Source organism: Sphingomonas melonis (assembly GCF_013409985.1).
GTDB classification, from domain to species: Bacteria; Pseudomonadota; Alphaproteobacteria; order Sphingomonadales; family Sphingomonadaceae; genus Sphingomonas; species Sphingomonas melonis_A.
On record NZ_JACCBY010000003.1, the window covers coordinates 70,691 to 93,789 of the forward strand.

The window sequence follows — 23,099 nt, forward strand, 5'->3', positions numbered from 1 at the left end:
AGACCCCACTAGCGCGCATGCCGACGACCCATTCCGCCGATCCGCACAACTTCCGCCGCCGCGGCGTCCTGTTCGTGCTGTCTTCGCCGTCCGGCGCGGGCAAGTCCACCATCGCGCGCAAGCTACTTGCCGATGAGCCCGAGCTCGACATGTCGGTATCGGTGACGACGCGGCCGATGCGGCCCGGCGAGGTCGACGGCAAGGACTATCATTTCGTCGATCTCGAGGAATTCCGGCGCATGGTCGCGGCGGACGAGTTCCTGGAATGGGCGCATGTCTTTGACCATCGCTACGGCACGCCGCGCGCGCAGATCGAGACGATGCTGGCCGCCGGCAAGGACGTGCTGTTCGACATCGACTGGCAGGGCGCGCAGCAGCTGTTCCAGATCGCCGGCGGCGATGTGGTACGGGTGTTCATCTTCCCGCCGTCGATGGAGGAGCTGCGCGCGCGGCTGACCAACCGCAACACCGATTCGATGGACGTCATCGAGGCGCGGATGGCACGCGCCGCCAATGAGGTCAGCCATTGGGACGGCTATGATTATGTGCTCGTCAACGACGATGTCGAGCAATGCTTCCAGGGGGTGAAGACGATCCTGGCCGCCGAGCGGCTCAAGCGGTCGCGGCAGACCGGGTTGATCGGCTTCATCCGCAAGCTCACCCGGACGGCCTGAGCGCCGCCAGGAACGCGACCGCGGCGTCATAGTCGCGGCGCTTGTTGGCGAGCGCCTGGGCGGCGAGCGCGTCCTCGCCCCATAGCTCCGCCTGAAAATCCTCGTCGATATTCGCCGCGGTCCACAGCGTGTCGGGATCGCCGGCGCGTTCGACCAGCGCCAGCGCGAGGATCAGCGAACCGGTGATCGTCACCACCGGCGACAGGCCGGCGAGGTGGAAGGGATCGAGCGCCGCCACCGCGTCGCCGAGTCGTGCCAGCGTTGCCGGCGGCTGTGCCTGATGCATGATCCCCGCGGTCGTCGCGAAATGCACGTCGTAGCGGGCGCGCGCCCAGTCGAGCCACGGGTCCCACGCCGCTTCCTGCCGCGCGATCAGCGCGTCGGGCGATTGCGCGCGATAATAGAGCAGGTCGGTCTCGCCATAGGCAGCCAGGCCGGCGGCGAAGGCCGTCGGGTCGGGCGCGATCCGGTCGATCGCCGCATTGGCGAGGCCGGTGAGCGGCATCGCCCGCGGGTCGATCGTGTCGGTCACCGCGCGCCACTCCTCCGCCACCGCCGCGGCGACCGCATCGGTCGGGAGCGCGAGCGGAACCCGGCCGGGCGTGCGGACCGGTCGGCCGTCGAGCGTGACGACGCGATCGGCATCGATCGCGACTTGTGTCCAGAAGCGCTTCATGGCCGCGGCGTCCGCCAGCGATGCGCGAGGCTCGCCGGCACGATCGCGACGACGGCGAGCGCCGACAGCGTGATCGCGACGCCGAGCACCTTGATCGGCCAGTCGTGCGACCGGGCGGCGAGCACCAGTCCGAACACCGCGCCGGCGCTGCCCGCCAATCGGCTGCCGACCATCGCCAGCCAGCGGGTGCGGGCGCGCGACTCGTCGGGGGTCATGCCAGGATGTCCAGCAACGCTGCGGTCCGGGTCGCGACGACCTGCGCGCCGCCGCGCACCAGATCATGCGCGTCGTGATAGCCCCAGGCCACGCCGACCGCGCGCGCCCCCGCGGCCTTGGCCATCGCCATGTCGAAGCTGGTGTCGCCGATCATCGCGGTCTGGTCGGGCGTCGCGCCGACCTCCGCCATTGCGGCGAGCAGCATCGAAGGGTCCGGCTTGGACGGGTGGCGATCGGCAGTCTGGAGCGTCACGAATCGGTCGGTGAGGCCATGATGGGCGAGCACGCGCGCGAGGCCGCGGTCCGACTTGCCGGTCGCCACGCCGAACTGCCAGCCGCGCTCGGCGAGCGTCTCGATGACGGTGACGATCCCTTCGAACAGCGGCTCCTCCGCCATCGTGCCGCTGGTCCGCATGTCGAAGAAGGCGTCCTTGTAATCGGCGGCCATCTTGCGGTGCAGCCCATCGTCCGCCTCGGGCAGCAGCGCGCGGACCGCCTCGACCAGGCTGAGCCCGACGATGCGGCGGATCGCGGCGCGCGGCGGGGCGGGCAGCGCGGCGATGCGGAACGTCTCCTCCATCGCCTGGCAGATGTTGGCCTGGCTATCGACGAGCGTGCCGTCGCAATCGAATACGGCGAGTTTGATCATCGTGCTGCCGTAGCGGTCGCCGGCGGAGCGGTGAAGGGGAAGGTGTTGGGCGACATGGACAACATGGACACCCTAACCGAAACGATCCGGGAATTGTTTCCGGTCTCAAATATGATGGGTGCTGGGCCGGGAGTGTTTTCGTGTTCAATGTGGGCGATCTGGCGATCGAGACGGTGCCCGACCCACCCCGTCACCCCGGACTTGTTCCGGGGTCCACTCAGCGGCGAGGAGGTCGGCTGACGGCGGAAGCGCGCGCTTGCGGCGCGGTGGACCCCGGAACAAGTCCGGGGTGACGGGTAGATCGAAAGGGGGCGGCGCATCAGTACCGCCCCCTCGCATCAGTCCTTGCTGCCGCGGCGGCGGCGTTCGCCGCGATGTTCCTTGCGCATCGACTTGGCGTGCGCCTTGGCACGCTGCTTGAGCACCGCCTTGGGGGGCGGGCCCTTCTTCGGCTCCTCGAACGGCATCGCATCGCCCTTCGCCTCGTCGAAGCCGAGCGTGGCGAGGCTTTCGGCGAAATGCGTCGGCAGGCTCGCGGTCTCGTCGATGCTGCCGCCGTCGGGATGGTCGACGCGGATGCGACGCGAGTGGAGGTGCATCTTGCGGCTGACGCCGCCGGTCAGGAAGGCCGCGGCACCGCCATATTTGCCGTCGCCGACGATGGGGTGGCCGATCGCCGCCATATGGACGCGCAACTGGTGGGTGCGGCCGGTGAACGGCTGCAGCTCGACCCAGGCGCAGCGGTTGCCGGCACGCTCGATGACGCGATAGCGGCTGCGCGCGGCCTGGCCGTTCTCCTCGTCGACATGCATCTTCTCGCCGCCGGTGCCGGGCTGCTTGCCGATCGGCAGGTCGACCATGCCGTCGTCGATCGACGGCACGCCGACGACCAGCGCCCAATACACCTTGCGCGCGGTGCGGCCGGAGAAGGCCTTGGCGAAGAAGGCGGCGGCGCGGCTGGTGCGCGCGACGAGCAGCGCGCCCGACGTGTCCTTGTCGAGGCGGTGGACGAGCTTGGGGCGTCCCTCCGCATCATATTGCAGCGCGTCGAGCAGGCCGTCGACATGCTCGGACGTCTTGGTGCCGCCCTGCGTCGCGAGGCCGGGCGGCTTGTTGAGCACGAGCGCCTGGAGATCCTTGTGGATCACCATCTCGCGCGCATAAGCGATCTGGTCCTCGCTCAGCGGCGGGCGTTCGCGCTTGGGGCGGGGCGCGTCGGGCGTATCCTCGATCACCGGCTCGGGCGGCGGCACGCGCAGCGTCTGGCCGGCCTTGATCCGGTCGCCCGGCGTCGCGCGCGATCCGTCGACGCGGAGCTGGCCCGTCCGCGCCCATTTGGCGACGGTGGTGAAGCTCGTCTCGGGCAGGTGGCGCTTGAACCAGCGGTCGAGGCGGATGCCGTCGTCGTCGTAGCCGACGTTGAACTGGCGGACGCCGTCGCGGGTGTCGTTCTTGGCGTCGCTCATGCGCTGGCTCCCGCAAGCAGGGCGCGCGTCGCGGCGAGGCCGGCGAACAGCGCGGCGATCGACCCGATCACCGACACCAGCACATAGCCGAACGCCGGGGCGAGCGCACCGCGTTCGATCATCGTCACGGCATCCAGGCTGAAGCTGGAGAAGGTGGTGAAGCCGCCGAGCACGCCGACGCCGAGGAACAGCCGCCATGGCTCGGCCATGCCGCCGGCGCGGGCGAGGATGGCGGTGAGCACGCCCATCAGCAGGCCGCCGACGAGATTGACGGCCAGCGTGCCGAAGGGGAAATCCGGGCCGAGCGCGGCGAGCGCGGCACGGCCGGTGAGATAACGCGCGGCGGAGCCCAGGGCACCGCCGATCATGACGAACAGAAGAGGCATGGTGCCAGCCCTAGAGGACTATTGGGTTCAAGGGAATGCGGGGGTTTGCCGGCGCTCCGGTCCGGCGGCTGCGCCGGGCTTGCGGGGATCGGTATCGTGGCCAATTCCTCCGGCTGGCAGGGGAGGACCATCGCATATGGCAGTGGTGATGAGGTTCGATCGGCCTCCTCCTCCTACCCGTCACCCCGGGCTCGTTCCGGGGTCCACCGTGCAACAAGAGAATGGTGTCCCATCAAGCCACTCCCCTCGCCGCGGAGTGGACCCCGGAACAAGTCCGGGGTGACGGGGGGGATTGGCAGGCGGTGGGCTCGATCGAACGTCCATATCCCCTGCCCGGGCGAGGGGCTTCTCTCCAACGCTCGAACGTCGATCCAGCCTAGCGCAGCAGTCCGGCGGCGCGGAGCGCGTCGTTGATGACGCCGGCGACGCCGGCCGGTTCGCGCCGCGGCGTCGCAACGCGGGTCAGCCTGGCGCTGCCGCGGGCGGCGGGCGCAACGACCGCCGGGGCAATGCCCCAGAAGGCGGCGATGCGGCGGGTCGAGGCGATGCCGACGTCGAGCATGAACGGGCCGGGCGTGCCGCAGGCCTCCGGTCCGTGCGCGGCGATCGGGGTGCCGTGACCCATGCCGTGGATACGGTGATCCTCGATCACCAGCCGGCCCGCGGGATCGTGCCAGCCGCGATAGGCATGGTTGCCCTCGGTCGTCTGCACGTCGGGCTGCGCGGCGACGTGGTGGAGCGCGCGCCACTGGGTGAGCAGCGCCTCGGCGTTGGTCTGGTCGACGGTGGCGTCGGCGTCGCCGTGCCAGATCGACAGCGTCGGCCAGGCGCCGCGGTGCGTCGAGGCGTCGCGCGCCAGCGTGCCGAGCGCGGCGGCATCGGGCATGTTGTGGCCGCGCATCCGGTCGAGCGCCTGCATCACGCCGCTCGCAGTGCCATAAGGCAGGCCGCCGAGGATCGCGCCGCCGGCGAACACTTCGGGATAGGTGGCGAGCATCACCGCGGTCATCGCGCCGCCCGCCGACAGGCCGTTGACGAAGACGCGCGCCGGATCGACGTCGTGCGCGTCGATCATCGCGGCGATCATCTCGCGGATCGAATAGGCCTCGCCATGGTCGTGGCTGACGTCTTCGGGTGCGAACCAGTTGAAGCAGAGATTGGGATTGTTGGCGCGCTGCTGTTCCGGGAAGAGCAGGATGAAGCCGTGTTCGTCGGCGAGCTGCGACCAGCCGGCGCCGGCGTCATAGCCCGCCGCGGTCTGGGTGCAGCCGTGCAGCACGACGACCAGCGCCGGCCTGGCGGCGACCGAGGCTGGGACATAGGTGCGGGCGAGCAGATTGCCGGGATTGCGGCCGAAGCCGGTCAGCGGGCTCAGCCGATCGGCGCCGCCCGCCCAGGGCGCGGTCTGGCCCTGGGCGGCGGCGAGCCGGCTGATCGTGTCTGACAAACGTCGCATGCGCGCACTCCGAAAGGGGGGCAGACCGCCACCAGGCGTGTGATGCTGCAATGCACAATATGGTCCGGCGGGATGGGATAGCAAGCCGCGGCGCCGCTGCCTGGAGGGGAGTCGTGTTCTCTCCGCGTTATACGGGAGGGGCTGTCGCCTAGGACCATCCGTGTGAGCTCGTCGTCTTCCACGCCCACTCCGTCACCCCGGACTCGTTCCGGGGTCCACTCTGCGGCGGGGAGACGGGCTGGAGGTGCAAGCCGTTCTCCCAGCCGCCCGGTGGACCCCGGAACGAGTCCGGGGTGACGGATAAGAAGAGGAAGCCGATCGAACCTCATCCGCGCGGCGCTGGGCGATCGCCCTGCCTCTCCAGCGAGGGAGACGATCAGCGGACGATCAGATCGATCTGGCTGCCGCCGGCGGGGTCGGCGGTGACGTAGACGACATAGGCCGAGTCGCCATGAGTGCCGCCGAGCACGTGTTGCGCGCCTGCCGCCTGATGCTCCGCCGAATAGCCCGCGCGGGTGACGCGGGCGTGGTACCAGTCGAGGATGCGGCCGACGGGCGCGCTGCTGGCGAAGCTGACGACGCGCAACCCGCAGGCGTCGTTGCCCGCCGCCTCGCGGACGCGCGCGTCGGGGTAGAGCGGCACCGCGGCGGGCAGGCGATTGGCCCAGCCGGCGGAATAGGTGACGTGGTCCGCGCAACCCGCCGTCGCCGCCGATTGCCGCCGCGCGAGTTCGCCGAGCGTCAGTGCGCCCGTGGCCTTGCGGCAGGCGGGGCAGTCGCCCTTCGCCGCCGGGGTCGGCTTGAGATCGGCGGCGGTGACGCGGTCCGGCGTGGCGATCACCGGTTCGGGCGGCGCCGAGAGCGGGTCGGGGCGGGCCGGCGGGCGCACGACATTGGTGTTGGCGCTTTGGGTCAGTGCGGGATCGACCATGATCTGGTCGCGCAGCGCCGCGGTCAATGCGGGGTCGCGCTGGTTGCCCGGCCCGGCGGCGGTCAGCTCCTGGTCGAGGCTGTCGAGATCCTGCTGCGAGGCAGGCTGCTTGCTGCACGCGGCCAGCGTCAGGGCGAGCAGAAGGAGGGGGCGAATCGCTGTCACGTCAAAGACATGACCCAGTCAGCCGGCGGGCGCTACCGGCGTTTGCGGCAACATTCCGTCACACGGGGGTGGCTTGTCCCGGGCGGGGACGATGGCCATGTTGCGCTTATGCTCAATATCGTCTCGATCGCGATCGGTTTGGTCACCCTGGTGCTGGGACTGGTCGCCTTCATCCCGCTGCTCGGCTGGTTGAACTGGGTCGTCATCCCGATCGGCATCGTCGGCGCCGCGTTCGGTGCGATGTCGTCGTCGAACAGCGGGCGCAACCTCAACCTGGTGCTGATCGTGATCTTCGCGATCCGGCTCAGCCTGGGCGGCGGGATCTTCTGATCGGCTGAGGATCAGCCCTCGCTGTCGTCGGGGGCATCCTCCTCCGCGTCCTCGCGCGGCGCGTCGTGCCGGTCGCGCAGGTCGGCGCGTTGGTCGCGGCGCAGATCGTCGGCGGTATAGCGCCCGCCGCGGCGGCTGCGCAGGTCGCTGCGCGGGTCCTGATTGCGCGGGTCGCGATCGTCATAGTAATAGCCATCGTCATAATAGCCGTCGTCGCGGTGCGCGCGCAGGTTGCTGCGCGGGTCGTCATACCGCGGATCGTGGCGGCGGACCGGACGGACGTGGTGGATATAGACGACCTCGTCGGCCGTCCGGCGCGGCGCACGGCCACGCGGTTCCTGCGCGGTGGCGGGTACGGCGGTCAGCGTCGTTGCGGCGACCAGCGCGGTCAGGATCAGAATACGCATGGCTGTCTCCTCTGGCATCACTGTAGCAGGAAGACCGATGCGCGCGGGCATCGGGGCGTCGGCCCGGCATAGCCCTCGTCGATTTGTCCGACAAGCCGACGGCGTCCCCGGCCATCGCCGGAGACGCCGCCGCAGCGCCGATGGCGCGATCAGCCGAAGCTGGTGTCGAGCGTGATGTCGCAGTTGAGCACCTTGGAGATCGGGCAACCGGCCTTGGCCTCGTTGGCGATGCGCTCGAACTCGGCGCGGTCGATGCCCTCGACATGGCCGGTGAGGGTCAGCGCCGACCGGGTGATGGTGAAGCCATCGCCGTCCTTGTCGAGCGTGACCTTGGCGTCGGTCTTGAGGTTGCCCTGGCTATGGCCCGCACCGGCCAGCGCGAAGGCGAGCGCCATGGTGAAGCAGCTGGCGTGCGCGGCAGCGATCAGCTCTTCCGGATTGGTGCCGGCGCCGTCCTCGAAGCGGGTGTTGAAGCCATATTGCGTGCCCGACAGTACGCCCGATTGGGTGCTGACCGTACCCTTGCCGTCCTTGCCGAGGCCTTCGTAGCTCGCCGAAGCGCTGCGCGTAACCATGTCGTTGATCTCCTGTGGGGATAGCTCGCGGGGGATACGCAAGAGGGGCGCCGCGAGTTGCCTCGCGACGCCCCTGCTACCCTAAAAAGGGCTCGGCTCAGCGGCAGCGACGCTTGCCGCCGCGATCGATCTCGCGACCGAGCAGGCCACCGGCGACCGCGCCGCCCAGCGTGCCGACCGTGCGGTCGCCGCGGGTGTCGATCGTGCGACCGAGCAGCGCACCGCCGACCGCGCCGACCACCGCGCCGGTGGTGCCGTCGGGCTTGCGGCAGCGGATGCGGCCGCGATCGTCGCGCCACTCGCGATACTTGTGCCGCTGCGCATCGGCCTTCGACACCGGCACGATCATCGTCGCGGGCAGGACCATCGCCGCACAGCCCATCGCAAGCATCAGATTTCGCATGTTTCTACTCCCGTTCTTGAAAATCGTGTTGCATCAACGTCATCCTGTTAGGCGCGGTTGCATGAACCTGAAACAACGTTCCGTTCAGGAAACGACCGGCGGCTCGCGCGGGTCCGCCGCCGCCGCGGCACGGCGCTGGCGATAGCGGTTGGCGAGCAGCGTCGCGCCGAGGATGAAGCCGCCCGGCGCGAGCAGGACGACGGCGGCGAGGCCGATCTGGCCTTTGGTGATACGCATGCGGTGGGTGGTAGGGCCACGCGATGAACGGGCGATGAGGCCGCCGCCCGTCCGTGGCGGTTCGGTCAGAACGGCATCTTGAGGCGGAGCATCGCGCGCGGCGCGCTCTGGCCGCCGGGCAGGCTGCCCTGCTCCGCCTCGGCCGAGAGGCGCGCCTTGCCGAGCGTCGTGGTGGCGCGGAGCGGCTGTTCGGCATAGCGGGTATCGTCGAGCCGGGGCAGGCGGTTGGCGTCGCTGCGGCGACCGCAGACGACGATGTCGCCGCGGTCGTCGGGCGTGCCGCAGGGGCGGGAGGCGGGCACCGGCGCAGGTCTGACCGGGCGCAGGTCGGCGGGGATCGGCGGTCCTGCCACCGGTGCCGCCTGCAACGCCATCAAGATCGCCAGTCGCATCGCCGTCGTCCTCCCGATCCGGCGAAGCTGCGGGTCAATTGCGGCAGCGCAATGACGGCTCAGCGATAGTTGAAGCTGATGCTGATCCGCTCGCCCTTGGCGGCATTGGGGACGACCTCGTGGCGCAGCCAGCTCTCCCACAGGAAGACGCTGCCCGGCTTCGGCTCGGCATAGACGAAGGTGGCGTGGCTTTCGTCGGCGTCGGCGCGGCGGGTGGGGGCGGCCATCATCATCGGCAGCCGAGGGTCCTCCAGCTTGAGCGCGCCGGCGCCGGGCGGGGTCGCGACATAGATGGTGCCGCTGACCGCGCTGTGCGGATGGATATGGCCCGAATGATTGCCGCCGGGCTTGAGGACGTTGACCCACAGGCTGTCGAGCTTGAGCTTGCGGCCGCCGAGATCGAAGGCGCAGGCGTCGGCAAAGCGCGCGACATGCTTGTTGAGCAGCTTCACCAGATCGGCGAAGCGCGGGTCGCGCGACGGCAGATCGTTGAGCGAGGCATAGGAGGTATAGCCGCGATAGCCGTGCGCCTTCGACCAGGCGACGCCGGCGCGATCCTCGCGCGCGAGGTCGAGGCAGGCCTCTTCCAGTTCCTCAAGCAGCGCGGCGTCGCCGAGATCGTCCTCGTAGAAGCGGGTGGCGAACAGGGTGCGGACGGTCATTGTGCGAGCCTCAAAGCCACGTCGTTCATGAAGCGGACGTCGTCGCCCGCGGCGAGCCACGGCGCCTCCGCCCCGATCGCGCCGAGCATGTCGGCGAGCGGATCGAGTTCGGCCTTGGCGTAATTGCCCAGCACATGGCCGGTGACGCGGTCCTTGTGGCCGGGATGGCCGATGCCGATCCGCACGCGGCGGAAGTCGGGACCGAGATGCTGGTCGGTCGAGCGCAGCCCGTTATGCCCGGCGGTGCCGCCGCCGCGCTTCACCTTGACCTTGAACGGCGCGAGGTCGAGTTCGTCGTGGAAGACGGTGAGCGCGTCGGGGCCGAGCTTGTAGAAGCGCAGCGCCTCGCCGATCGCGCGGCCGCTCTCGTTCATAAAGGTGGCGGGCTTGAGCAGCAGCACCTTCTGGTTGCCGACGCGGCCCTCCTGCGTCCAGCCCTGGAACTGCTTCCGGACCGGCGCGAAGCCGTGCATGTCGGCGATCAGGTCGACCGCCATGAAGCCGACATTGTGCCGGTGCATCGCATATTGCGGCCCCGGATTGCCGAGCCCGGCCCAGATCTGCATGACGCGTCCTATTCTTCCTCGTTACCCCGGACGTGTTCCGGAGGCCACTCCGCGGCTGGGAGACGGCTGGAGGCTCTGGCCATGCTCCTAGCCGCCCGGTGGACCCCGGAACAAGTCCGGGGTTACGGGATGGGCGGGATAAGAGCATGACCAACGAAAAAGGGCAGGGGAGCCTTCGCCACCCTGCCCCTCTTCGGTCCGGCAAAGGGGATCAGCCCTCCGTCGTGTCTCCGGCGGCCGCATCGGCGACCTCGGCGTCGAGCGCCTCGTCGGCCGCGGTCGGCACGGTCGGCGGCACGATCGTGGCGATCGCGAAGTCGCGGTCGTCGATCGCCGGCTTCGCGCCCTTGGGCAGCGCGACGTCGCTGATGTGGATCGAATCGCCGATCTCGCGGCCCTTCAGCGAGATGGTGATCTCCGACGGGATGTTCGCCGCGTCGACGACCAGCTCGACCTCATGACGGGTGATGTTGAGCACGCCACCCTGCTTGATGCCACGGCATTCCTCTTCGTCCGCGAACACCACCGGCACCGCGACGGTGACTTCGGTATGCTCGCCGATACGCAGGAAATCGACGTGGATCGGGCGATCGGTGACGGGGTGGAAGGTCACGTCCTTGGCCAGCGTGCGCTGTCCTTCGACCATGATGACCGAGGTCATGAAGTGACCGGTCATCAGCGCCTTGGTCAGCGCCTTCTCTTCGAGGTGAACCGAAGTCGGTTCCTTGTTCTGGCCGTAGATCACGGCGGGGACGCGGCCGTCACGACGCAGCGCCCGGGAGGCTCCCTTGCCAACCCGGTCGCGCGTCTCGGCTGCGAGCGTAATGGTGTCGCTCATGCAGATAACCTTCCGAAACGTGCTAAAGTGTCTTTCCCGCGCCACGCCTCCAGGGATGACCATGGCCGGAAGCGGGGGCGCTTAGCCGATAGGGCGCGAAAAGACAAGATGGGGTCAAGTCCTCCCTCGCGTAGCGGGGGAGGGGGACCGCGGCCGCAGGCCGTGGTGGAGGGGGTGTTTCCGCAAAAGCAGATTTCGCCGTATCCTCCCCCTCCGTCACCGCTTCGCGGCGCCACCTCCCCCTGGTGGGGGAGGACTTAGTAGCGCACCCGTTCCGCCTTCACGCCCAGCTTCGCCAGTTGCGCCTGTACCGAATCGGGTCCCGCCAGATGGCCCGCGCCGACCGCGACGAACACCGTGCCCGGCTTGGCCATGCGCTGCTTGATCCACGCCGCCCAGCGCGCGTTGCGGTCGGTCAGCAGCACTTTGGCGACCTCGGGCGAGCTCTTCAGCTCGTCGTTCATCTCGCGGGCGAGCGCGTCGGGGTCGCCCTTCGCCCAATCGTCGACCATCGACGCCATCTGGTCGTTGAGCTTGGGCAGCTCGTCGACGGTGCTGACGAGGAAGTCGAGCTGCGCCTTGTCGGACAGGCTGCCGAAGAAGCCGAGTTGCTGTTCGGGCGTCTCCAGCCCGGTGAGCGCCTTGTCCGCCTGTTTCGCCGCGGCGGTGATCACCTGTTCGGGACCGTTGGTGCTGTCGTAGCCGAGCTTCGACAAGGGCGCGACCGACAGCTGCGTCGCCGCCAGCCACGGCTTGAACGTGTCGAGCGCGTTGGCCGGCAGGCCGAGGTCGGTCACCGCCTTGGTGAAGGCGGCGCGCTTGGCCTCGGGCAGGCGTTGGGTCAGCGGCGGCGTGCCGGGCGCGGCGACGCCGGTCGCCTGCACCAGCCCCTGCATCGCCGCGGGATCGGGCAGGACGATCTCCAGCTTGACCTCGTCGGACCGGTCGAACGCGGTCTTCACCGCCTCGTCGAACCAGGTGAGGCCGGGCTTGAGCACGTGGATCGTGCCGAACAGATAGACGGTCGTGTCCTTGTCCTTGACCACCCACAGCGCCGGATCGGCATCGTTGGCGGCGCGCGCCGGCTGGGCGGGCTGCTGCGCGCAGGCGGGGAGCGACAGGCAGAGCGCGATCGCCGACAGCGCGGCGCCAAGGGTTCGTATCATGCGGGGACGACATCCATGACTAAGGTGACGGCATAGCTAATGCCGGCCCGCACCACTTGCTAGACGCGGCCTCATCGGCCAAAGCCTCGCACGATGGCTGCCACACCGCTTTCCTTTCAGAAGATGATCCTGACGCTCCATGATTACTGGAGCGACCGGGGCTGTCTGATCCTGCAACCCTATGACATGGAGATGGGCGCCGGCACGTTCCATACGGCGACGACGCTGCGCGCGTTGGGGCCGGAGACGTGGAACGCCGCCTTCGTCCAGCCGTGCCGCCGGCCGACCGATGGCCGCTATGGCGAGAATCCCAACCGGCTGCAGCACTATTACCAGTATCAGGTGATCCTGAAGCCGTCGCCGGCCGACCTGCAGGAGCTGTATCTCGGCAGCCTCGCCGCGATCGGCGTCGACATGACCCGCCACGACATCCGCTTCGTCGAGGACGATTGGGAATCGCCGACGCTGGGCGCCTGGGGGCTGGGCTGGGAGGTCTGGTGCGACGGCATGGAGGTGACGCAATTCACCTATTTCCAGCAGATGGGCGGGTTCGACATGAAGCCGGTCGCGGGCGAGCTGACCTACGGGCTCGAACGGCTGGCGATGTATATTCAGGACGTCGACAACGTCTACGACCTGGCGTTCAACGATGCCGGCGTCACCTACGGCGACGTGTTCCTCGAGAACGAGCGGCAGATGTCGACGTGGAATTTCGAGGTCGCCGACACCGCGAGCCTGTTCGACCTGTTCAAGAAGGCGGCGGCGGAGTGCGAGAACAGCCTCGCCGCGGGTCTCGCGATCCCGGCGTACGAGCAGGCGATCAAGGCGAGCCATACGTTCAACCTGTTGCAGGCGCGCGGCGTGATCTCGGTCGCCGAGCGGCAGGCCTATATCGGCCGCGTCCGCGACCTCGCCAAGGGCGCCTGCGCGGCGTGGATGGACAAGAACGGATGGACGGCGTGACTATTCCTCCCCGGCACGGAGTACCGGGCCGGATCGTTCCCCGAACGATCCTTGAACATGCGGGGCATGTTCAACCCGGTACTGGGGACCGTCGCGCGCAGCGCGATGGTGGAGGGGGTTCTCCGCGCACGCTCCGCCCCGAGACGGCCATTGCGCGCAGATTGCGCAAGGCGATGAGCTTGCCCGAAATTCTCCTTTGGCAGCGGCTGAAGGGGCAACAGGCGGGCGTGAAGTTCCGCAAACAGCATCCCGTCGGCCCCTATGTCGCCGACTTCTATTGCAGCGCCACCCGTACCGTGATCGAGGTGGACGGCGACGCGCATAGCCGTGCGGATCGGCCCGAGCGCGATGCGGATCGCGACGCGTTCCTGATCGGGAACGGCTATCGCGTTCTGCACATACCGGCGGTCGACGTGCTCCGCGACGCCGATGCCACGGCCAACGCGATCGCCGCGCTTGCGGCCACCCCCCTCCACCGCCAGCCTTTGGCTGACGGTCCCCCTCCCCGTGCCGGGGAGGAATGAGAAGATCATGACCGATTTCCTGCTCGAACTGCGTTCCGAAGAGATCCCTGCGCGGATGCAGGACAAGGCGCGCGACGATCTCGCGCGGCTGTTCGCCGCCGAACTGGCCAAGGCCGGTCTCGCCGCCGGATCGCTCGTCACCTATGCGACGCCGCGACGGCTGGTGCTGATCGCGCGCGATCTGCCGGCCGAGACGCAGCCGGTGTCCGAAGAGCTGAAGGGCCCCAAGGCGAGCGCGCCGCCGCAGGCGCTCGAAGGCTTCCTGCGCAAGACCGGGCTGACCCGCGAGCAGCTCGTCGAGCGTGACGGCGTGCTCTATGCGGTGACCGACAAGCCCGGTCGCGCCACGACGGCGGTGCTCGCCGAGGCGATTCCCGCGATCATCCGCGGCTTCCCCTGGCCCAAGTCGATGCGCTGGGGCGCGGCCTCCGCCTCGACCGAGTCGCTGCGCTGGGTGCGGCCGCTGCACGGCATCGTCGCGCTGTTCGGCGAGGAGCTGGTCGAGGTCGAGATCGCTGGCATCCGTTCCGGCTTCGCGACCTTCGGGCATCGCTTCCATCATCCGGGGCAGATCACGATCGGCTCGGCGGCGGATTATGTCGAGAAGCTGCGCGCCTGCCACGTCATCGTCGACCAGGACGAGCGCCGCGCGCTGATCCGCGAGCGCGCCACCGCGCTGGCCGCCGAGGCGGGGCTGGTGCTGGTCGCGGACGAGGGGCTGGTCGCGGAGAATGCCGGGCTGACCGAATGGCCGGTGCCGCTGCTCGGCCGCTTCGATGCCGACTTCCTCACCGTGCCGCCCGAGGTCATCCAGCTCACCGCGCGGGTGAACCAGAAATATTTCGTCTGCCGCGATGCGGATGGCGCATTGGCCAATGCCTTCGTCTGCACCGCCAATATCGAGGCGACAGACGGCGGCGTGCAGATCGTCGAGGGCAATCGCAAGGTGCTCGCGGCGCGGCTGTCCGATGCGCGCTTCTTCTACGAGACCGACCTGAAGACGCCGCTGGAAGCGCAGGCGCAGAAGCTGGCGAACATCGTTTTCCACGAGAAGCTCGGTACGGTCGCCGACAAGGTCGATCGCGTGGCGAAGCTGGCGCGGTGGCTGGTGGAAGAGGGGATCGTCCAATCTCCCTCTCCCCTTGTGGGAGAGGGAAGGGGCCCGCTCGCGTCAGCGATCGGGAAGGGTGAGGGGGATAGCGCATCCCTGGCCACTCCCCCTCACCCTTCCGCGCCTTCGGCGCTCCCTCCCTCTCCCACAAGGGGAGAGGGAATGACGCTCGCCGATATGGCGGAGCGTGCGGCGCGGCTCGCCAAGGCGGACCTCGTCACCGGCATGGTCGGCGAATTCCCCGAATTGCAGGGCCTGATCGGCGGTTATTACGCCGCCGCGCAGGCCGAGCCGCATGCGGTCGCCGAGGCGGTGCGCGATCATTACAAGCCGGTCGGGCAGGGCGACGACGTCCCGACCGCGCCGGTGACGGTGGCGGTGTCGCTGGCGGACAAGCTCGACAGCATTACCCAGTTCTTCGGCGCCGAGCTGCGTCCGAGCGGATCGAAGGACCCGTTCGCGTTGCGGCGTTCGGCGCTGGGCGTGATCGCGCTGATCCTCGACAACGGACTACGCTTTCCGCTGAGCGGCGCGGTGGATCGCGAGGTGCTCGACTTCCTCGCCGATCGCCTCAAGGTGCAGCAGCGCGAGGCCGGCGTCCGCCACGACCTGATCGACGCGGTGTTCGCGCTCGGCGGCGAGGACGATCTCGTCCGCCTGCTCGCCCGCGTCCACGCCTTGCAGGCGTTCGTCGCGACCGAGGACGGCGCCAATCTGCTCGCCGGCTACAAGCGCGCGGCCAACATCCTCAAGAAGGAAGGCTATGCGGCTGCCGGCGACGGCGTCGCGCCACCGCCGGCCTATACGCCCGAACCCGCCGAGGCCGCGCTGATCGCCGCGCTCGACGTCGCCGAGCCCGCCGCCACCGCGGCGGTTGCGGCGGAGGATTTCGAGGGCGCGATGGCGGCGCTCGCGTCGTTGCGCGCGCCGATCGACGCGTTCTTCGACGATGTCACCGTCAACGATCCCGAGCCCGCCGTGCGTGCGCGGCGGCTGGCGTTGCTCGACCGGGTGCGCGCCGCGGTGCATGCGGTGGCGGATTTCTCGAAGATCGAGGGATAGCGCCCGCCGTTCCGACGTTTCCGGACCGATCGATATGTCTCTCTTCCTCCCCGGGACAGACATCAGACCGTAGCTAAGGACCAGCGATGACCCAATACGTGTACCGTTTCGGTGGCGGCGTTTCGGACGGCGGGAAGGGCGACAAGAATCTGCTCGGCGGCAAGGGCGCGAACCTTGCCGAGATGGCATCGATCGGCCTGCCGGTGCCGCCGGGCTTCACCATCTCGACCGCGATGTGCACGCGCTATTACGAGGAGGGGGAGCAATTCCCGCAAAGCCTGCGCGACGAGGTGGCGCAGGGGATCGCGCATATCGAGGGGATCACCGGCAAGACCTTCGGCGATGCCGCCAATCCTTTGCTCGTCTCGGTGCGCTCGGGCGCGCGCGTGTCGATGCCGGGGATGATGGACACCGTCCTCAACCTCGGGCTCAACGACGCGACCGTCGAGGGGCTCGCCGTCAAGTCGGGCGACGAGCGCTTCGCGTGGGACAGCTATCGCCGCTTCATCCAGATGTATGCCGACGTGGTGCTCGAGCTCGATCACGGCGCGTTCGAGGAAGCGCTGGAGATCGCCAAGGAAGACAACGGCTTCACCCTCGACACCGAATTGACCGCGACCGACCTCAAGGCGCTGGTCGCCGAATATAAGGGGCTGGTCGAGAAGGAATGGGGCAAGCCCTTCCCGCAGGACGTGCACGACCAATTGTGGGGCGCGGTCGGCGCGGTGTTCGGCTCGTGGCAGTCGGAGCGGGCGAAGGTCTATCGCCGCTTGAACGACATCCCCGCCGACTGGGGCACTGCGGTCAACGTCCAGGCGATGGTGTTCGGCAATATGGGCGACACCTCGGCGACCGGCGTCGCCTTCACCCGCGATCCGTCGAAGGGCGATCGCGCCTATTATGGCGAATTCCTGATCAACGCGCAGGGTGAGGACGTCGTCGCCGGCATCCGCACGCCGCAATATCTGACCAGGGCGGCGCGCGAGGAGGCGGGCGCCAAGGCGCCGTCGATGGAAGAGGCGATGCCCGAGGTCTATGCCGAGCTGGCGGCGGTGTTCGACCGGCTCGAGACGCATTATCGCGACATGCAGGACATCGAATTCACCGTCGAACAGGGCAAGCTCTGGATGCTCCAGACGCGCGCGGGCAAGCGCACCGCCAAGGCGGCGCTCAAGATCGCGGTCGACATGGCGAACGAAGAGCTGATCACCCGCAACGAGGCGATCCTGCGCGTCGATCCCATGGCGCTCGACCAGCTGCTGCACCCGACGCTCGATCCCGATGCGCCGCGCGACGTGATCGCCAAGGGCCTGCCCGCCTCGCCGGGCGCCGCCTCGGGCACCGTCGTGTTCGAAGCCGACACCGCCGAGAAGCGCAAGGCGGCGGGCGATGCGGTCATCCTCGTCCGCGTCGAGACCAGTCCCGAGGACATCCACGGCATGCATGCCGCGACCGGCATCCTCACCGCGCGCGGCGGCATGACCAGCCACGCTGCGGTGGTGGCGCGCGGCATGGGCCGGCCGTGCGTCTCGGGCGCGGGGTCGCTGTCGATCTCGGCCAAGGACAAGGTGATGAAGGTCGCCGGCCGCGAGATCCGCGAGGGTGACACGATCACCATCGACGGCACCAGCGGCGAGGTGATGTTCGGATCGGTCGCGACGGTACAGCCCGAGCTGGCCGGCGACTTCGGCGTGCTGATGGAATGGGCCGACGGCGTGCGCCGGCTCAAAGTCCGCGCCAATGCGGAAACGCCGCTCGACTGCCAGACCGCGCGCGATTTCGGCGCCGAGGGCGTCGGCCTGTGCCGCACCGAACATATGTTCTTCGAGGCCGACCGGATCACGGCGGTGCGCCAGATGATCCTCGCCGCCGACGAGAAGGGGCGTCGCGCCGCGCTCGAGAAGCTGCTGCCGGCGCAGCGCAGCGACTTTACCGCGATCTTCGAGGTGATGGTCGGCCTGCCGGTGACGGTGCGGCTACTCGATCCGCCGCTGCACGAATTCCTGCCGCACGAGGAGAATGAGTTCGCCGAGGTCGCCGCCGCTGCCGACGTCGATGTCGAGGTGCTCAAGCGCCGCGCCACCGAACTGCACGAATTCAACCCGATGCTCGGCCATCGCGGTTGCCGGCTCGGCGTGACCTATCCGGAAATCTACGAGACGCAGGCGCGGGCGATCTTCGAGGCGGCGCTCGACGTCGCGGAGAAATCGGGCAAGGCGCCGATCCCCGAGGTAATGATTCCGCTGGTCGCGACCAAGCGCGAGCTCGACCTGATGAAGGCGGTCGTCGACAAGGCGGCGCAGGCGGTGTTCGCCGAGCGCGGCAAGACGATCGAGTATCTGGTCGGCACGATGATCGAACTGCCGCGCGCGGCGCTGAAGGCGGGCGAGATCGCCGAGACGGGCGAGTTCTTCTCGTTCGGCACCAACGACCTGACGCAGACGACGCTGGGCGTCAGCCGCGACGATGCGGCGCGCTTCCTCGGCGCCTATGTCGAGCAGGGCATCTACGCCAAGGACCCGTTCGTCAGCCTCGACGTCGAGGGCGTCGGCGAGCTGGTCGAGCTGGCGGCGGAGCGCGGGCGCAAGACGCGGCCCGACATCAAGCTCGGCATCTGCGGCGAACATGGCGGCGATCCGGCGAGCATCGCCTTCTGCGAGAAGGTGGGCCTCGATTACGTCTCGGCCTCGCCGTACCGTGTGCCGATCGCGCGACTGGCCGCGGCGCAGGCTGCGCTGAAGTAAGGGGCAGGGGGCGAGCCGTACCCTCATCCGCCCGTCACCCCGGACTCGTTCCGGGGTCCACCGGGCGGCTGGGAGAACGGCTTGCACCTCCAGCCCGTCCCCTCGCCGCAGAGTGGACCCCGGAACAAGTCCGGGGTGACGGTGTGGGGGTGGCACCGTGCCTCACGTGATTGCGGTGACGGTGTGGGCGAGGCACCGCCCCCTCACGTGACTGCGGCGACGGGGCGGGCGAGGCACCGTCACCTCACGTGATTGACCACGCGGCGCCCGCCCCGCTATCGCCACCGCACAGACAGGAGAGTCACGGGCGATGAACAAGCTCTATCCCGATGCGGCGGCAGCGCTCGATGGCCTGTTGCACGACGGCATGACGATCTGCGCGGGCGGCTTCGGCCTGTGCGGCATCCCCGAACGGCTGATCGATGCGATCCAGGCCGCCGGTGTCAAGGACCTGACCATCGCCAGCAACAATGCCGGGATCGATGGCGAGGGGCTCGGCAAGCTGCTGCGCACGCGGCAGGTGAAGAAGATGATCTCCAGCTATGTCGGCGAGAACAAGGAGTTCGAGCGGCAATATCTCAGCGGCGAGCTGGAGGTGGAATTCTGTCCGCAGGGGACGCTCGCCGAACGCTGCCGCGCGGGCGGTGCGGGCATCCCCGGCTTCTATACCAAGACCGGCGTCGGCACGCTGGTGGCCGAGGGCAAGGAGGTGAAGACCTTCGACGGCGAGGAGTATATCCTCGAACGCGGCATCCGCGCCGATCTCAGCATCATCAAGGGCTGGAAGGCGGACGAGAGCGGCAACCTCATCTTCCGCAAGACCGCGCGCAACTTCAACCAGCCGATGGCGACCGCAGGCAAGATCTGCGTCGCCGAGGTCGAGGAAGTGGTGCCGGTCGGCAGCCTCGATCCCGATCACATCCATCTGCCCGGCATCTATGTGAAGCGGCTGATCGTCGGCGCGCCGTACGACAAGAAGATCGAGTTCCGCACCGTGCGGACGCGCGAGGCGGCGTGATGCGGCGGGCGGGGTTCGCGCTGGCGGCGGCGGCGCTGCTCGCCGGTTGCGGCGGCAAGCGCACGCATGTCGCGACGCTGCCGGCACCGGGGCAGACCTATACCGCCGACGGCAAGCTGGTGCGGATCACCGGGCTGACCGCGCTGCCGCCGCCGACCGGCGCGGCGGCGGGCGCTGCTGCCGATACGCGGGCGGTGCCGCCGCAATTCCAGTATCTCTACGGGTCGGCGGAGGCGGCGGCGCTCAGCCGACAGGCGTTCCGCGCGCTGGTGTCATACGCCAGCTATCGCCGGGCGGCGGGTGACAGCGCCGTGCTCAAGCCCGGCGCGACGCTCGCCGCGCCGCAATGGCAGGCGTGCGAGGGCAAGCCGCGTGCGGCGGTGTTCGACGCCGACGAGACATTGGTGCTCAACCTCGGTATCGAGGCGCTGGCGGCGCGTGATCCCGCCGCGCCGTTCGATCCGGCGCAATGGGCGCGCTGGGAGCGGACCGGCGCGAAGGCGGTCGCACCGGTGCCCGGCGCGGTCGAGGCGTTCGCCGCGTTGCGCGCCGCCAACATCACGGTCATCATCAACAGCAATCGCGGCGCCGCCACCGCCGCGGGGACGATCGCCGGGCTGAAGGCGGCGGGGCTGGGCGATTTCACCCCCGGCACCGACCTTTTCCTGCGCGACGGGCCGAGCGGCAAGGATGCGCGCCGCACCGCCATCGCCGCGCGCTATTGCGTCGTCGCGATGGCGGGCGACCAGCTCGGCGATTTCAGCGACCTGTTCAACGCGATCCCCTCCGCCGCGGAGCGCCGCCGCGTCGCCGACAGCGGCGCGATCGCCGACCTGTGGGGCAACGGCTGGTTCGTGCTGCCCAACCCCGTCTACGGCACCGGGCTCAAGGGCGGGTTCGACGAGGTCTTCCCGACCGACAAGCGCTGGAGCGATACGCCGTGACCCAAGCGAAACCGCGCGAGGTCCCGCTGTCCGCGATCCCCGACATCGGCGCCAAATCGGCCGAGGTCGCGCGAATCTGGATCACCGACCGGTCGGGATCGACCGTCGTGATCGATCCCGGCGTGCTCGCCGATGCCGAAATGTTCGGCGTGCTGATGGCCGACACGATCGGCCACGCCGCCAAGGCGCATGCACAGGCGCTCGGCATGGCCGAGGAGGAAGCGGCGGCGCTGATCTGGTGCGGCCTCGACGCTGCCCGTCCCGAGCTCGATCCCGACGCCGTCGCGACGATCGCCAACCATCCCGGAGGACTGAACTGATGGCCACGCAGGCAAAGGGCTGGGACCGCAACCAGATGGCGGCGCGCGCCGCGCAGGAGCTGCGCGACGGCTATTACGTCAACCTCGGCATCGGCATCCCGACTCTGGTCGCCAACAACATCCCCGCCGGGATCACGGTGACCTTGCAGTCGGAGAACGGCATGCTCGGCATCGGCCCGTTCCCCTATGACGACGAGGTCGATCCCGATCTGATCAACGCCGGCAAGCAGACGATCAGCGAATTGCCGCAAAGCGCCTACTTCGGCAGCGATCAGAGCTTCGCGATGATCCGCGGCGGCCATATCGACCTGACGGTGCTGGGCGCGATGGAGGTCAGCGAGGGCGGCGACATCGCCAACTGGATGATCCCCGGCAAGATGATCAAGGGCATGGGCGGGGCGATGGACCTCGTCGCCGGGGTCAAGCAGATCATCGTGGTGATGGACCATGTCGCCAAGGACGGCAGCCCCAAGTTCATCCCGTCGTGCACGCTGCCGCTGACCGGCAGGAACGTGGTCGACATGATCGTCACCGACCTTGCGGTGTTCCAGCGGCCGGATCACCAGTCGCCGTTCCGGCTGATCGAACTGGCGCCGGGCGTCACCGCGGACGAGATCGCGGCGAAGACGACCGCGCGGTACGAGCGGTAATGGATCTCGCCGCCCCCGATACGCCCCGCTGGGTGCAGCGGTTCGCCAATTTCGACGGGGCTCTGGTCTTGCTGCGCGAAGGCGTAGACCTGCTGGACGGCGATGTTCACCCCATCGTGCGGGAGGGCGTTATCCAGCGGTTCGAATATACGTTCGAACTTGCCTGGAAGACGCTGAAGGATTTTCTGATCTGGCGTAAGGTGACGCTGGAGCGTAGCGGCCCCGCCGATGTGCTCCGCACGGCGTTCGCCTTCGGTTATATCGAGGACGGCCCGATCTGGATGGACGCGCTGGATGCGCGCAACGAGATGTCGCATGTCTATCGTCGGCAGGCGTTCGAGCGGGTCGTCGCCGATATCCGGGCGCGCTTCCTCGAGCGATTCGAGGATTTGCACCTGATGCTGATGCTCGAACGGGCGAAGCTTGGCTGACGCGGACGGCATCATGTTGTCGGAGCGCGACCGGGCCATCGTACGGTCCGTGCTCAGCCCCTTTGCCGACCGGATCGACCGGGTCGGCGTGTTCGGGTCGCGTGCACTCGGCTCGGCGCGTCCAGCCTCCGATATCGATCTTGTGATATGGGGGGATCTGGACGCCAGGACTTTGGCACGGTTGGGGACGTTGTTCGGGGAAAGCAGCCTCGCTGTATCGGTCGACGTGATCCTCTATGGTCCCGAGCTGGCCGCAGCGTTGCGACGGCATATCGACCGGGCGGCGAAGACACTGTTCACGCGTGACGATCTTCGGGCTGACGTCGTTCGGACCGGAATGACGGGCTAGAGGGCGATCAGTCGTGCAAATTCGGTGCTATGATTAGCCGGCAGAGACGGGGGCTGCGACCATGGGTTACGTGCTGATCACCGCCAATCGTAATTATTCGAGCTGGTCGCTGCGGCCGTGGGCGCTGATGACCGCGCTCGGTATTCCATTCGAGGATCGGATCGAACCCTTTACGGCGGCAACCAATTGGGACGCGTTCCGCGCCTTTTCGCCCAGCGGGCAGGTGCCGGTGCTGATCGATGGTGATCGCACGGTCTGGGACTCGCTCGGCATCACGCTGTATCTTGCCGAGCGGCACGACGGCGTCTGGCCCCAGGACGAGGCGGCGCGCGCCTGGGCAATGTGCGCGGTGACCGAGATGCATGGCGGTTTCTCGGCGCTGCGCAACGAGCGGATGATGAACATCGGTGTTCGCGCGATTCCGCATCCGGCATCACCGGCGCTGGACCGCGACGTCGCGCGGATCGAGGAAGTATGGACGGAAGGGATGGATCGCTTCGGTGGTCCATGGCTGGCTGGGGATCGCTTCACCGCGGTCGACGCCTTTTACGCACCGGTCGCGTTCCGCATTCGGAGCTTCGGGATTGATGTCGGTGAGGCGGGAAGGTGCTGGTGCGAAAGCCTTTTTGCGCATCCTGCGATCAGGGCCTGGGAGGCGGCGGCGCTCGCCGAGACATGGCGCGAAGCGGCGCACGAAGATGAAATGCGCTCGTGTGGTACGGTGATCGAGGACCGGCGTGCTGTTTAACGGTCTGGGCAACAATCTGTCGCAGAGGCTTTCGCTTGCG

Annotated in this window: 29 protein-coding genes; 13 read left to right on the forward strand and 16 right to left on the reverse strand. The window is 68.6% G+C overall.

The window, feature by feature from the left end:
• Positions 1–17 precede the first annotated feature (17 nt).
• Positions 18–674 (forward strand): guanylate kinase, encoded by a 657-nt coding sequence (gene gmk, locus HD841_RS10965; RefSeq protein WP_179508943.1) that lies wholly within the window; start codon positions 18–20, stop codon positions 672–674.
• On the opposite strand, the gene HD841_RS10970 is transcribed toward gmk, so the two are convergent.
• From HD841_RS10970 to HD841_RS11000, 7 genes are all read right to left on the reverse strand, one after another.
• Positions 658–1,350 carry an ATP12 family chaperone protein gene (locus tag HD841_RS10970; RefSeq protein WP_179508944.1) on the reverse strand — a complete coding sequence of 231 codons (693 nt, stop codon included), beginning with the start codon at positions 1,348–1,350 and terminating at the stop codon, positions 658–660. The genes gmk and HD841_RS10970 overlap by 17 nt on opposite strands.
• A complete protein-coding gene (locus tag HD841_RS10975; protein ID WP_179508882.1) occupies positions 1,347–1,565 on the reverse strand; it encodes a hypothetical protein in 219 nt (72 codons plus the stop codon). Before HD841_RS10975 ends, HD841_RS10970 begins: the two co-directional genes overlap by 4 nt.
• Positions 1,562–2,215, reverse strand: coding sequence for an HAD-IA family hydrolase (locus HD841_RS10980; protein WP_179508945.1), 654 nt, complete (start codon positions 2,213–2,215; stop codon positions 1,562–1,564). Before HD841_RS10980 ends, HD841_RS10975 begins: the two co-directional genes overlap by 4 nt.
• Before the next feature lie 338 nt (positions 2,216–2,553).
• Positions 2,554–3,681: an RluA family pseudouridine synthase gene (locus HD841_RS10985; RefSeq protein WP_179508946.1), complete on the reverse strand. Its 1,128-nt coding sequence runs from the start codon at positions 3,679–3,681 to the stop codon at positions 2,554–2,556.
• On the reverse strand, positions 3,678–4,067 hold the full coding sequence (gene crcB, locus HD841_RS10990; RefSeq protein ID WP_179508947.1) for a fluoride efflux transporter CrcB: 390 nt from the start codon (positions 4,065–4,067) through the stop codon (positions 3,678–3,680). Before crcB ends, HD841_RS10985 begins: the two co-directional genes overlap by 4 nt.
• A 376-nt stretch (positions 4,068–4,443) precedes the next feature.
• On the reverse strand, positions 4,444–5,523 hold the full coding sequence (locus HD841_RS10995) for an extracellular catalytic domain type 1 short-chain-length polyhydroxyalkanoate depolymerase (RefSeq protein WP_179508948.1): 1,080 nt from the start codon (positions 5,521–5,523) through the stop codon (positions 4,444–4,446).
• A gap of 376 nt (positions 5,524–5,899) precedes the next feature.
• A complete protein-coding gene (locus HD841_RS11000) occupies positions 5,900–6,619 on the reverse strand; it encodes a hypothetical protein (RefSeq protein WP_179508949.1) in 720 nt (239 codons plus the stop codon).
• Between the two features lie 108 nt (positions 6,620–6,727).
• Between HD841_RS11000 and HD841_RS11005 the strand changes: the two genes are divergently transcribed.
• The gene (locus HD841_RS11005; protein WP_179508950.1) at positions 6,728–6,949 is read left to right on the forward strand and encodes a hypothetical protein; all 222 of its coding nucleotides are present in this window, start codon (positions 6,728–6,730) and stop codon (positions 6,947–6,949) included.
• 11 nt (positions 6,950–6,960) lie between these two features.
• On the opposite strand, the gene HD841_RS11010 is transcribed toward HD841_RS11005, so the two are convergent.
• The 9 genes from HD841_RS11010 to HD841_RS11050 all read right to left on the reverse strand — a co-directional run bounded on the left by HD841_RS11010 (position 6,961) and on the right by HD841_RS11050 (position 12,195).
• A complete protein-coding gene (locus tag HD841_RS11010; protein WP_179508951.1) occupies positions 6,961–7,356 on the reverse strand; it encodes a hypothetical protein in 396 nt (131 codons plus the stop codon).
• A 149-nt stretch (positions 7,357–7,505) separates the two neighbouring features.
• Entirely contained in the window at positions 7,506–7,931 is a 426-nt protein-coding gene (locus tag HD841_RS11015) for an OsmC family protein (protein ID WP_179508952.1), read from the reverse strand.
• Positions 7,932–8,028: 97 nt separating this feature from the next.
• Positions 8,029–8,334 (reverse strand): glycine zipper 2TM domain-containing protein, encoded by a 306-nt coding sequence (locus HD841_RS11020; RefSeq protein ID WP_179508953.1) that lies wholly within the window; start codon positions 8,332–8,334, stop codon positions 8,029–8,031.
• Positions 8,335–8,418: 84 nt separating this feature from the next.
• Positions 8,419–8,571: a hypothetical protein gene (locus HD841_RS11025; RefSeq protein ID WP_179508954.1), complete on the reverse strand. Its 153-nt coding sequence runs from the start codon at positions 8,569–8,571 to the stop codon at positions 8,419–8,421.
• Between the two features lie 65 nt (positions 8,572–8,636).
• The gene (locus HD841_RS11030) at positions 8,637–8,963 is read right to left on the reverse strand and encodes a 5'-nucleotidase (RefSeq protein WP_179508955.1); all 327 of its coding nucleotides are present in this window, start codon (positions 8,961–8,963) and stop codon (positions 8,637–8,639) included.
• Between the two features lie 59 nt (positions 8,964–9,022).
• Positions 9,023–9,625, reverse strand: a complete 603-nt coding sequence (locus HD841_RS11035) for a TIGR02466 family protein (RefSeq protein WP_179508956.1) — start codon at positions 9,623–9,625, stop codon at positions 9,023–9,025.
• Complete coding sequence (gene pth, locus HD841_RS11040; RefSeq protein WP_179508957.1) at positions 9,622–10,191, reverse strand: aminoacyl-tRNA hydrolase; 570 nt, start codon at positions 10,189–10,191, stop codon at positions 9,622–9,624. Before pth ends, HD841_RS11035 begins: the two co-directional genes overlap by 4 nt.
• Positions 10,192–10,402: 211 nt before the next feature.
• Complete coding sequence (locus HD841_RS11045) at positions 10,403–11,029, reverse strand: 50S ribosomal protein L25/general stress protein Ctc (RefSeq protein ID WP_179508958.1); 627 nt, start codon at positions 11,027–11,029, stop codon at positions 10,403–10,405.
• Between the two features lie 257 nt (positions 11,030–11,286).
• Positions 11,287–12,195: a TraB/GumN family protein gene (locus HD841_RS11050; RefSeq protein WP_179508959.1), complete on the reverse strand. Its 909-nt coding sequence runs from the start codon at positions 12,193–12,195 to the stop codon at positions 11,287–11,289.
• A 93-nt stretch (positions 12,196–12,288) separates the two neighbouring features.
• Here HD841_RS11050 and HD841_RS11055 point away from each other — a divergent pair, with 93 nt between their 5' ends.
• From HD841_RS11055 to HD841_RS11105, 11 genes are all read left to right on the forward strand, one after another.
• Positions 12,289–13,158: a glycine--tRNA ligase subunit alpha gene (locus HD841_RS11055; protein WP_179508960.1), complete on the forward strand. Its 870-nt coding sequence runs from the start codon at positions 12,289–12,291 to the stop codon at positions 13,156–13,158.
• A gap of 149 nt (positions 13,159–13,307) precedes the next feature.
• Positions 13,308–13,682 (forward strand): endonuclease domain-containing protein, encoded by a 375-nt coding sequence (locus tag HD841_RS11060; RefSeq protein ID WP_373563018.1) that lies wholly within the window; start codon positions 13,308–13,310, stop codon positions 13,680–13,682.
• A 7-nt stretch (positions 13,683–13,689) separates the two neighbouring features.
• Positions 13,690–15,855, forward strand: coding sequence for a glycine--tRNA ligase subunit beta (gene glyS, locus HD841_RS11065; RefSeq protein ID WP_179508962.1), 2,166 nt, complete (start codon positions 13,690–13,692; stop codon positions 15,853–15,855).
• A gap of 86 nt (positions 15,856–15,941) precedes the next feature.
• Positions 15,942–18,599: a pyruvate, phosphate dikinase gene (ppdK, locus tag HD841_RS11070; protein WP_179508963.1), complete on the forward strand. Its 2,658-nt coding sequence runs from the start codon at positions 15,942–15,944 to the stop codon at positions 18,597–18,599.
• A gap of 310 nt (positions 18,600–18,909) precedes the next feature.
• The gene (locus HD841_RS11075; RefSeq protein WP_179508964.1) at positions 18,910–19,617 is read left to right on the forward strand and encodes a CoA transferase subunit A; all 708 of its coding nucleotides are present in this window, start codon (positions 18,910–18,912) and stop codon (positions 19,615–19,617) included.
• Complete coding sequence (locus tag HD841_RS11080) at positions 19,614–20,561, forward strand: HAD family acid phosphatase (RefSeq protein ID WP_179508965.1); 948 nt, start codon at positions 19,614–19,616, stop codon at positions 20,559–20,561. Before HD841_RS11075 ends, HD841_RS11080 begins: the two co-directional genes overlap by 4 nt.
• The gene (locus tag HD841_RS11085) at positions 20,558–20,881 is read left to right on the forward strand and encodes a DUF5076 domain-containing protein (RefSeq protein WP_179508966.1); all 324 of its coding nucleotides are present in this window, start codon (positions 20,558–20,560) and stop codon (positions 20,879–20,881) included. The genes HD841_RS11080 and HD841_RS11085 overlap by 4 nt, the downstream gene beginning before the upstream one ends.
• A complete protein-coding gene (locus HD841_RS11090) occupies positions 20,881–21,531 on the forward strand; it encodes a CoA transferase subunit B (protein WP_179508967.1) in 651 nt (216 codons plus the stop codon). Before HD841_RS11085 ends, HD841_RS11090 begins: the two co-directional genes overlap by 1 nt.
• On the forward strand, positions 21,531–21,962 hold the full coding sequence (locus HD841_RS11095; RefSeq protein WP_179508968.1) for a nucleotidyltransferase substrate binding protein: 432 nt from the start codon (positions 21,531–21,533) through the stop codon (positions 21,960–21,962). Before HD841_RS11090 ends, HD841_RS11095 begins: the two co-directional genes overlap by 1 nt.
• Positions 21,955–22,311, forward strand: coding sequence for a nucleotidyltransferase family protein (locus tag HD841_RS11100; RefSeq protein ID WP_179508969.1), 357 nt, complete (start codon positions 21,955–21,957; stop codon positions 22,309–22,311). Before HD841_RS11095 ends, HD841_RS11100 begins: the two co-directional genes overlap by 8 nt.
• A gap of 61 nt (positions 22,312–22,372) precedes the next feature.
• Positions 22,373–23,059 (forward strand): glutathione S-transferase family protein, encoded by a 687-nt coding sequence (locus HD841_RS11105; RefSeq protein ID WP_179508970.1) that lies wholly within the window; start codon positions 22,373–22,375, stop codon positions 23,057–23,059.
• The last annotated feature ends 40 nt before the right edge of the window (positions 23,060–23,099 follow it).

Bases quoted from the DNA above. Each gene is read 5' to 3' on its own strand.
- gmk (WP_179508943.1), top strand. From the start codon at position 18: ATGCCGACGACCCATTCCGCCGATCCGCACAACTTCCGCCGCCGCGGC.
- HD841_RS10970 (WP_179508944.1), bottom strand. From the start codon at position 1,350: ATGAAGCGCTTCTGGACACAAGTCGCGATCGATGCCGATCGCGTCGTC.
- HD841_RS10975 (WP_179508882.1), bottom strand. From the start codon at position 1,565: ATGACCCCCGACGAGTCGCGCGCCCGCACCCGCTGGCTGGCGATGGTC.
- HD841_RS10980 (WP_179508945.1), bottom strand. From the start codon at position 2,215: ATGATCAAACTCGCCGTATTCGATTGCGACGGCACGCTCGTCGATAGC.
- HD841_RS10985 (WP_179508946.1), bottom strand. From the start codon at position 3,681: ATGAGCGACGCCAAGAACGACACCCGCGACGGCGTCCGCCAGTTCAAC.
- crcB (WP_179508947.1), bottom strand. From the start codon at position 4,067: ATGCCTCTTCTGTTCGTCATGATCGGCGGTGCCCTGGGCTCCGCCGCG.
- HD841_RS10995 (WP_179508948.1), bottom strand. From the start codon at position 5,523: ATGCGACGTTTGTCAGACACGATCAGCCGGCTCGCCGCCGCCCAGGGC.
- HD841_RS11005 (WP_179508950.1), top strand. From the start codon at position 6,728: ATGCTCAATATCGTCTCGATCGCGATCGGTTTGGTCACCCTGGTGCTG.
- HD841_RS11010 (WP_179508951.1), bottom strand. From the start codon at position 7,356: ATGCGTATTCTGATCCTGACCGCGCTGGTCGCCGCAACGACGCTGACC.
- HD841_RS11015 (WP_179508952.1), bottom strand. From the start codon at position 7,931: ATGGTTACGCGCAGCGCTTCGGCGAGCTACGAAGGCCTCGGCAAGGAC.
- HD841_RS11020 (WP_179508953.1), bottom strand. From the start codon at position 8,334: ATGCGAAATCTGATGCTTGCGATGGGCTGTGCGGCGATGGTCCTGCCC.
- HD841_RS11025 (WP_179508954.1), bottom strand. From the start codon at position 8,571: ATGCGTATCACCAAAGGCCAGATCGGCCTCGCCGCCGTCGTCCTGCTC.
- HD841_RS11030 (WP_179508955.1), bottom strand. From the start codon at position 8,963: ATGCGACTGGCGATCTTGATGGCGTTGCAGGCGGCACCGGTGGCAGGA.
- HD841_RS11035 (WP_179508956.1), bottom strand. From the start codon at position 9,625: ATGACCGTCCGCACCCTGTTCGCCACCCGCTTCTACGAGGACGATCTC.
- pth (WP_179508957.1), bottom strand. From the start codon at position 10,191: ATGCAGATCTGGGCCGGGCTCGGCAATCCGGGGCCGCAATATGCGATG.
- HD841_RS11045 (WP_179508958.1), bottom strand. From the start codon at position 11,029: ATGAGCGACACCATTACGCTCGCAGCCGAGACGCGCGACCGGGTTGGC.
- HD841_RS11050 (WP_179508959.1), bottom strand. From the start codon at position 12,195: ATGATACGAACCCTTGGCGCCGCGCTGTCGGCGATCGCGCTCTGCCTG.
- HD841_RS11055 (WP_179508960.1), top strand. From the start codon at position 12,289: ATGGCTGCCACACCGCTTTCCTTTCAGAAGATGATCCTGACGCTCCAT.
- glyS (WP_179508962.1), top strand. From the start codon at position 13,690: ATGACCGATTTCCTGCTCGAACTGCGTTCCGAAGAGATCCCTGCGCGG.
- ppdK (WP_179508963.1), top strand. From the start codon at position 15,942: ATGACCCAATACGTGTACCGTTTCGGTGGCGGCGTTTCGGACGGCGGG.
- HD841_RS11075 (WP_179508964.1), top strand. From the start codon at position 18,910: ATGAACAAGCTCTATCCCGATGCGGCGGCAGCGCTCGATGGCCTGTTG.
- HD841_RS11090 (WP_179508967.1), top strand. From the start codon at position 20,881: ATGGCCACGCAGGCAAAGGGCTGGGACCGCAACCAGATGGCGGCGCGC.
- HD841_RS11095 (WP_179508968.1), top strand. From the start codon at position 21,531: ATGGATCTCGCCGCCCCCGATACGCCCCGCTGGGTGCAGCGGTTCGCC.
- HD841_RS11105 (WP_179508970.1), top strand. From the start codon at position 22,373: ATGGGTTACGTGCTGATCACCGCCAATCGTAATTATTCGAGCTGGTCG.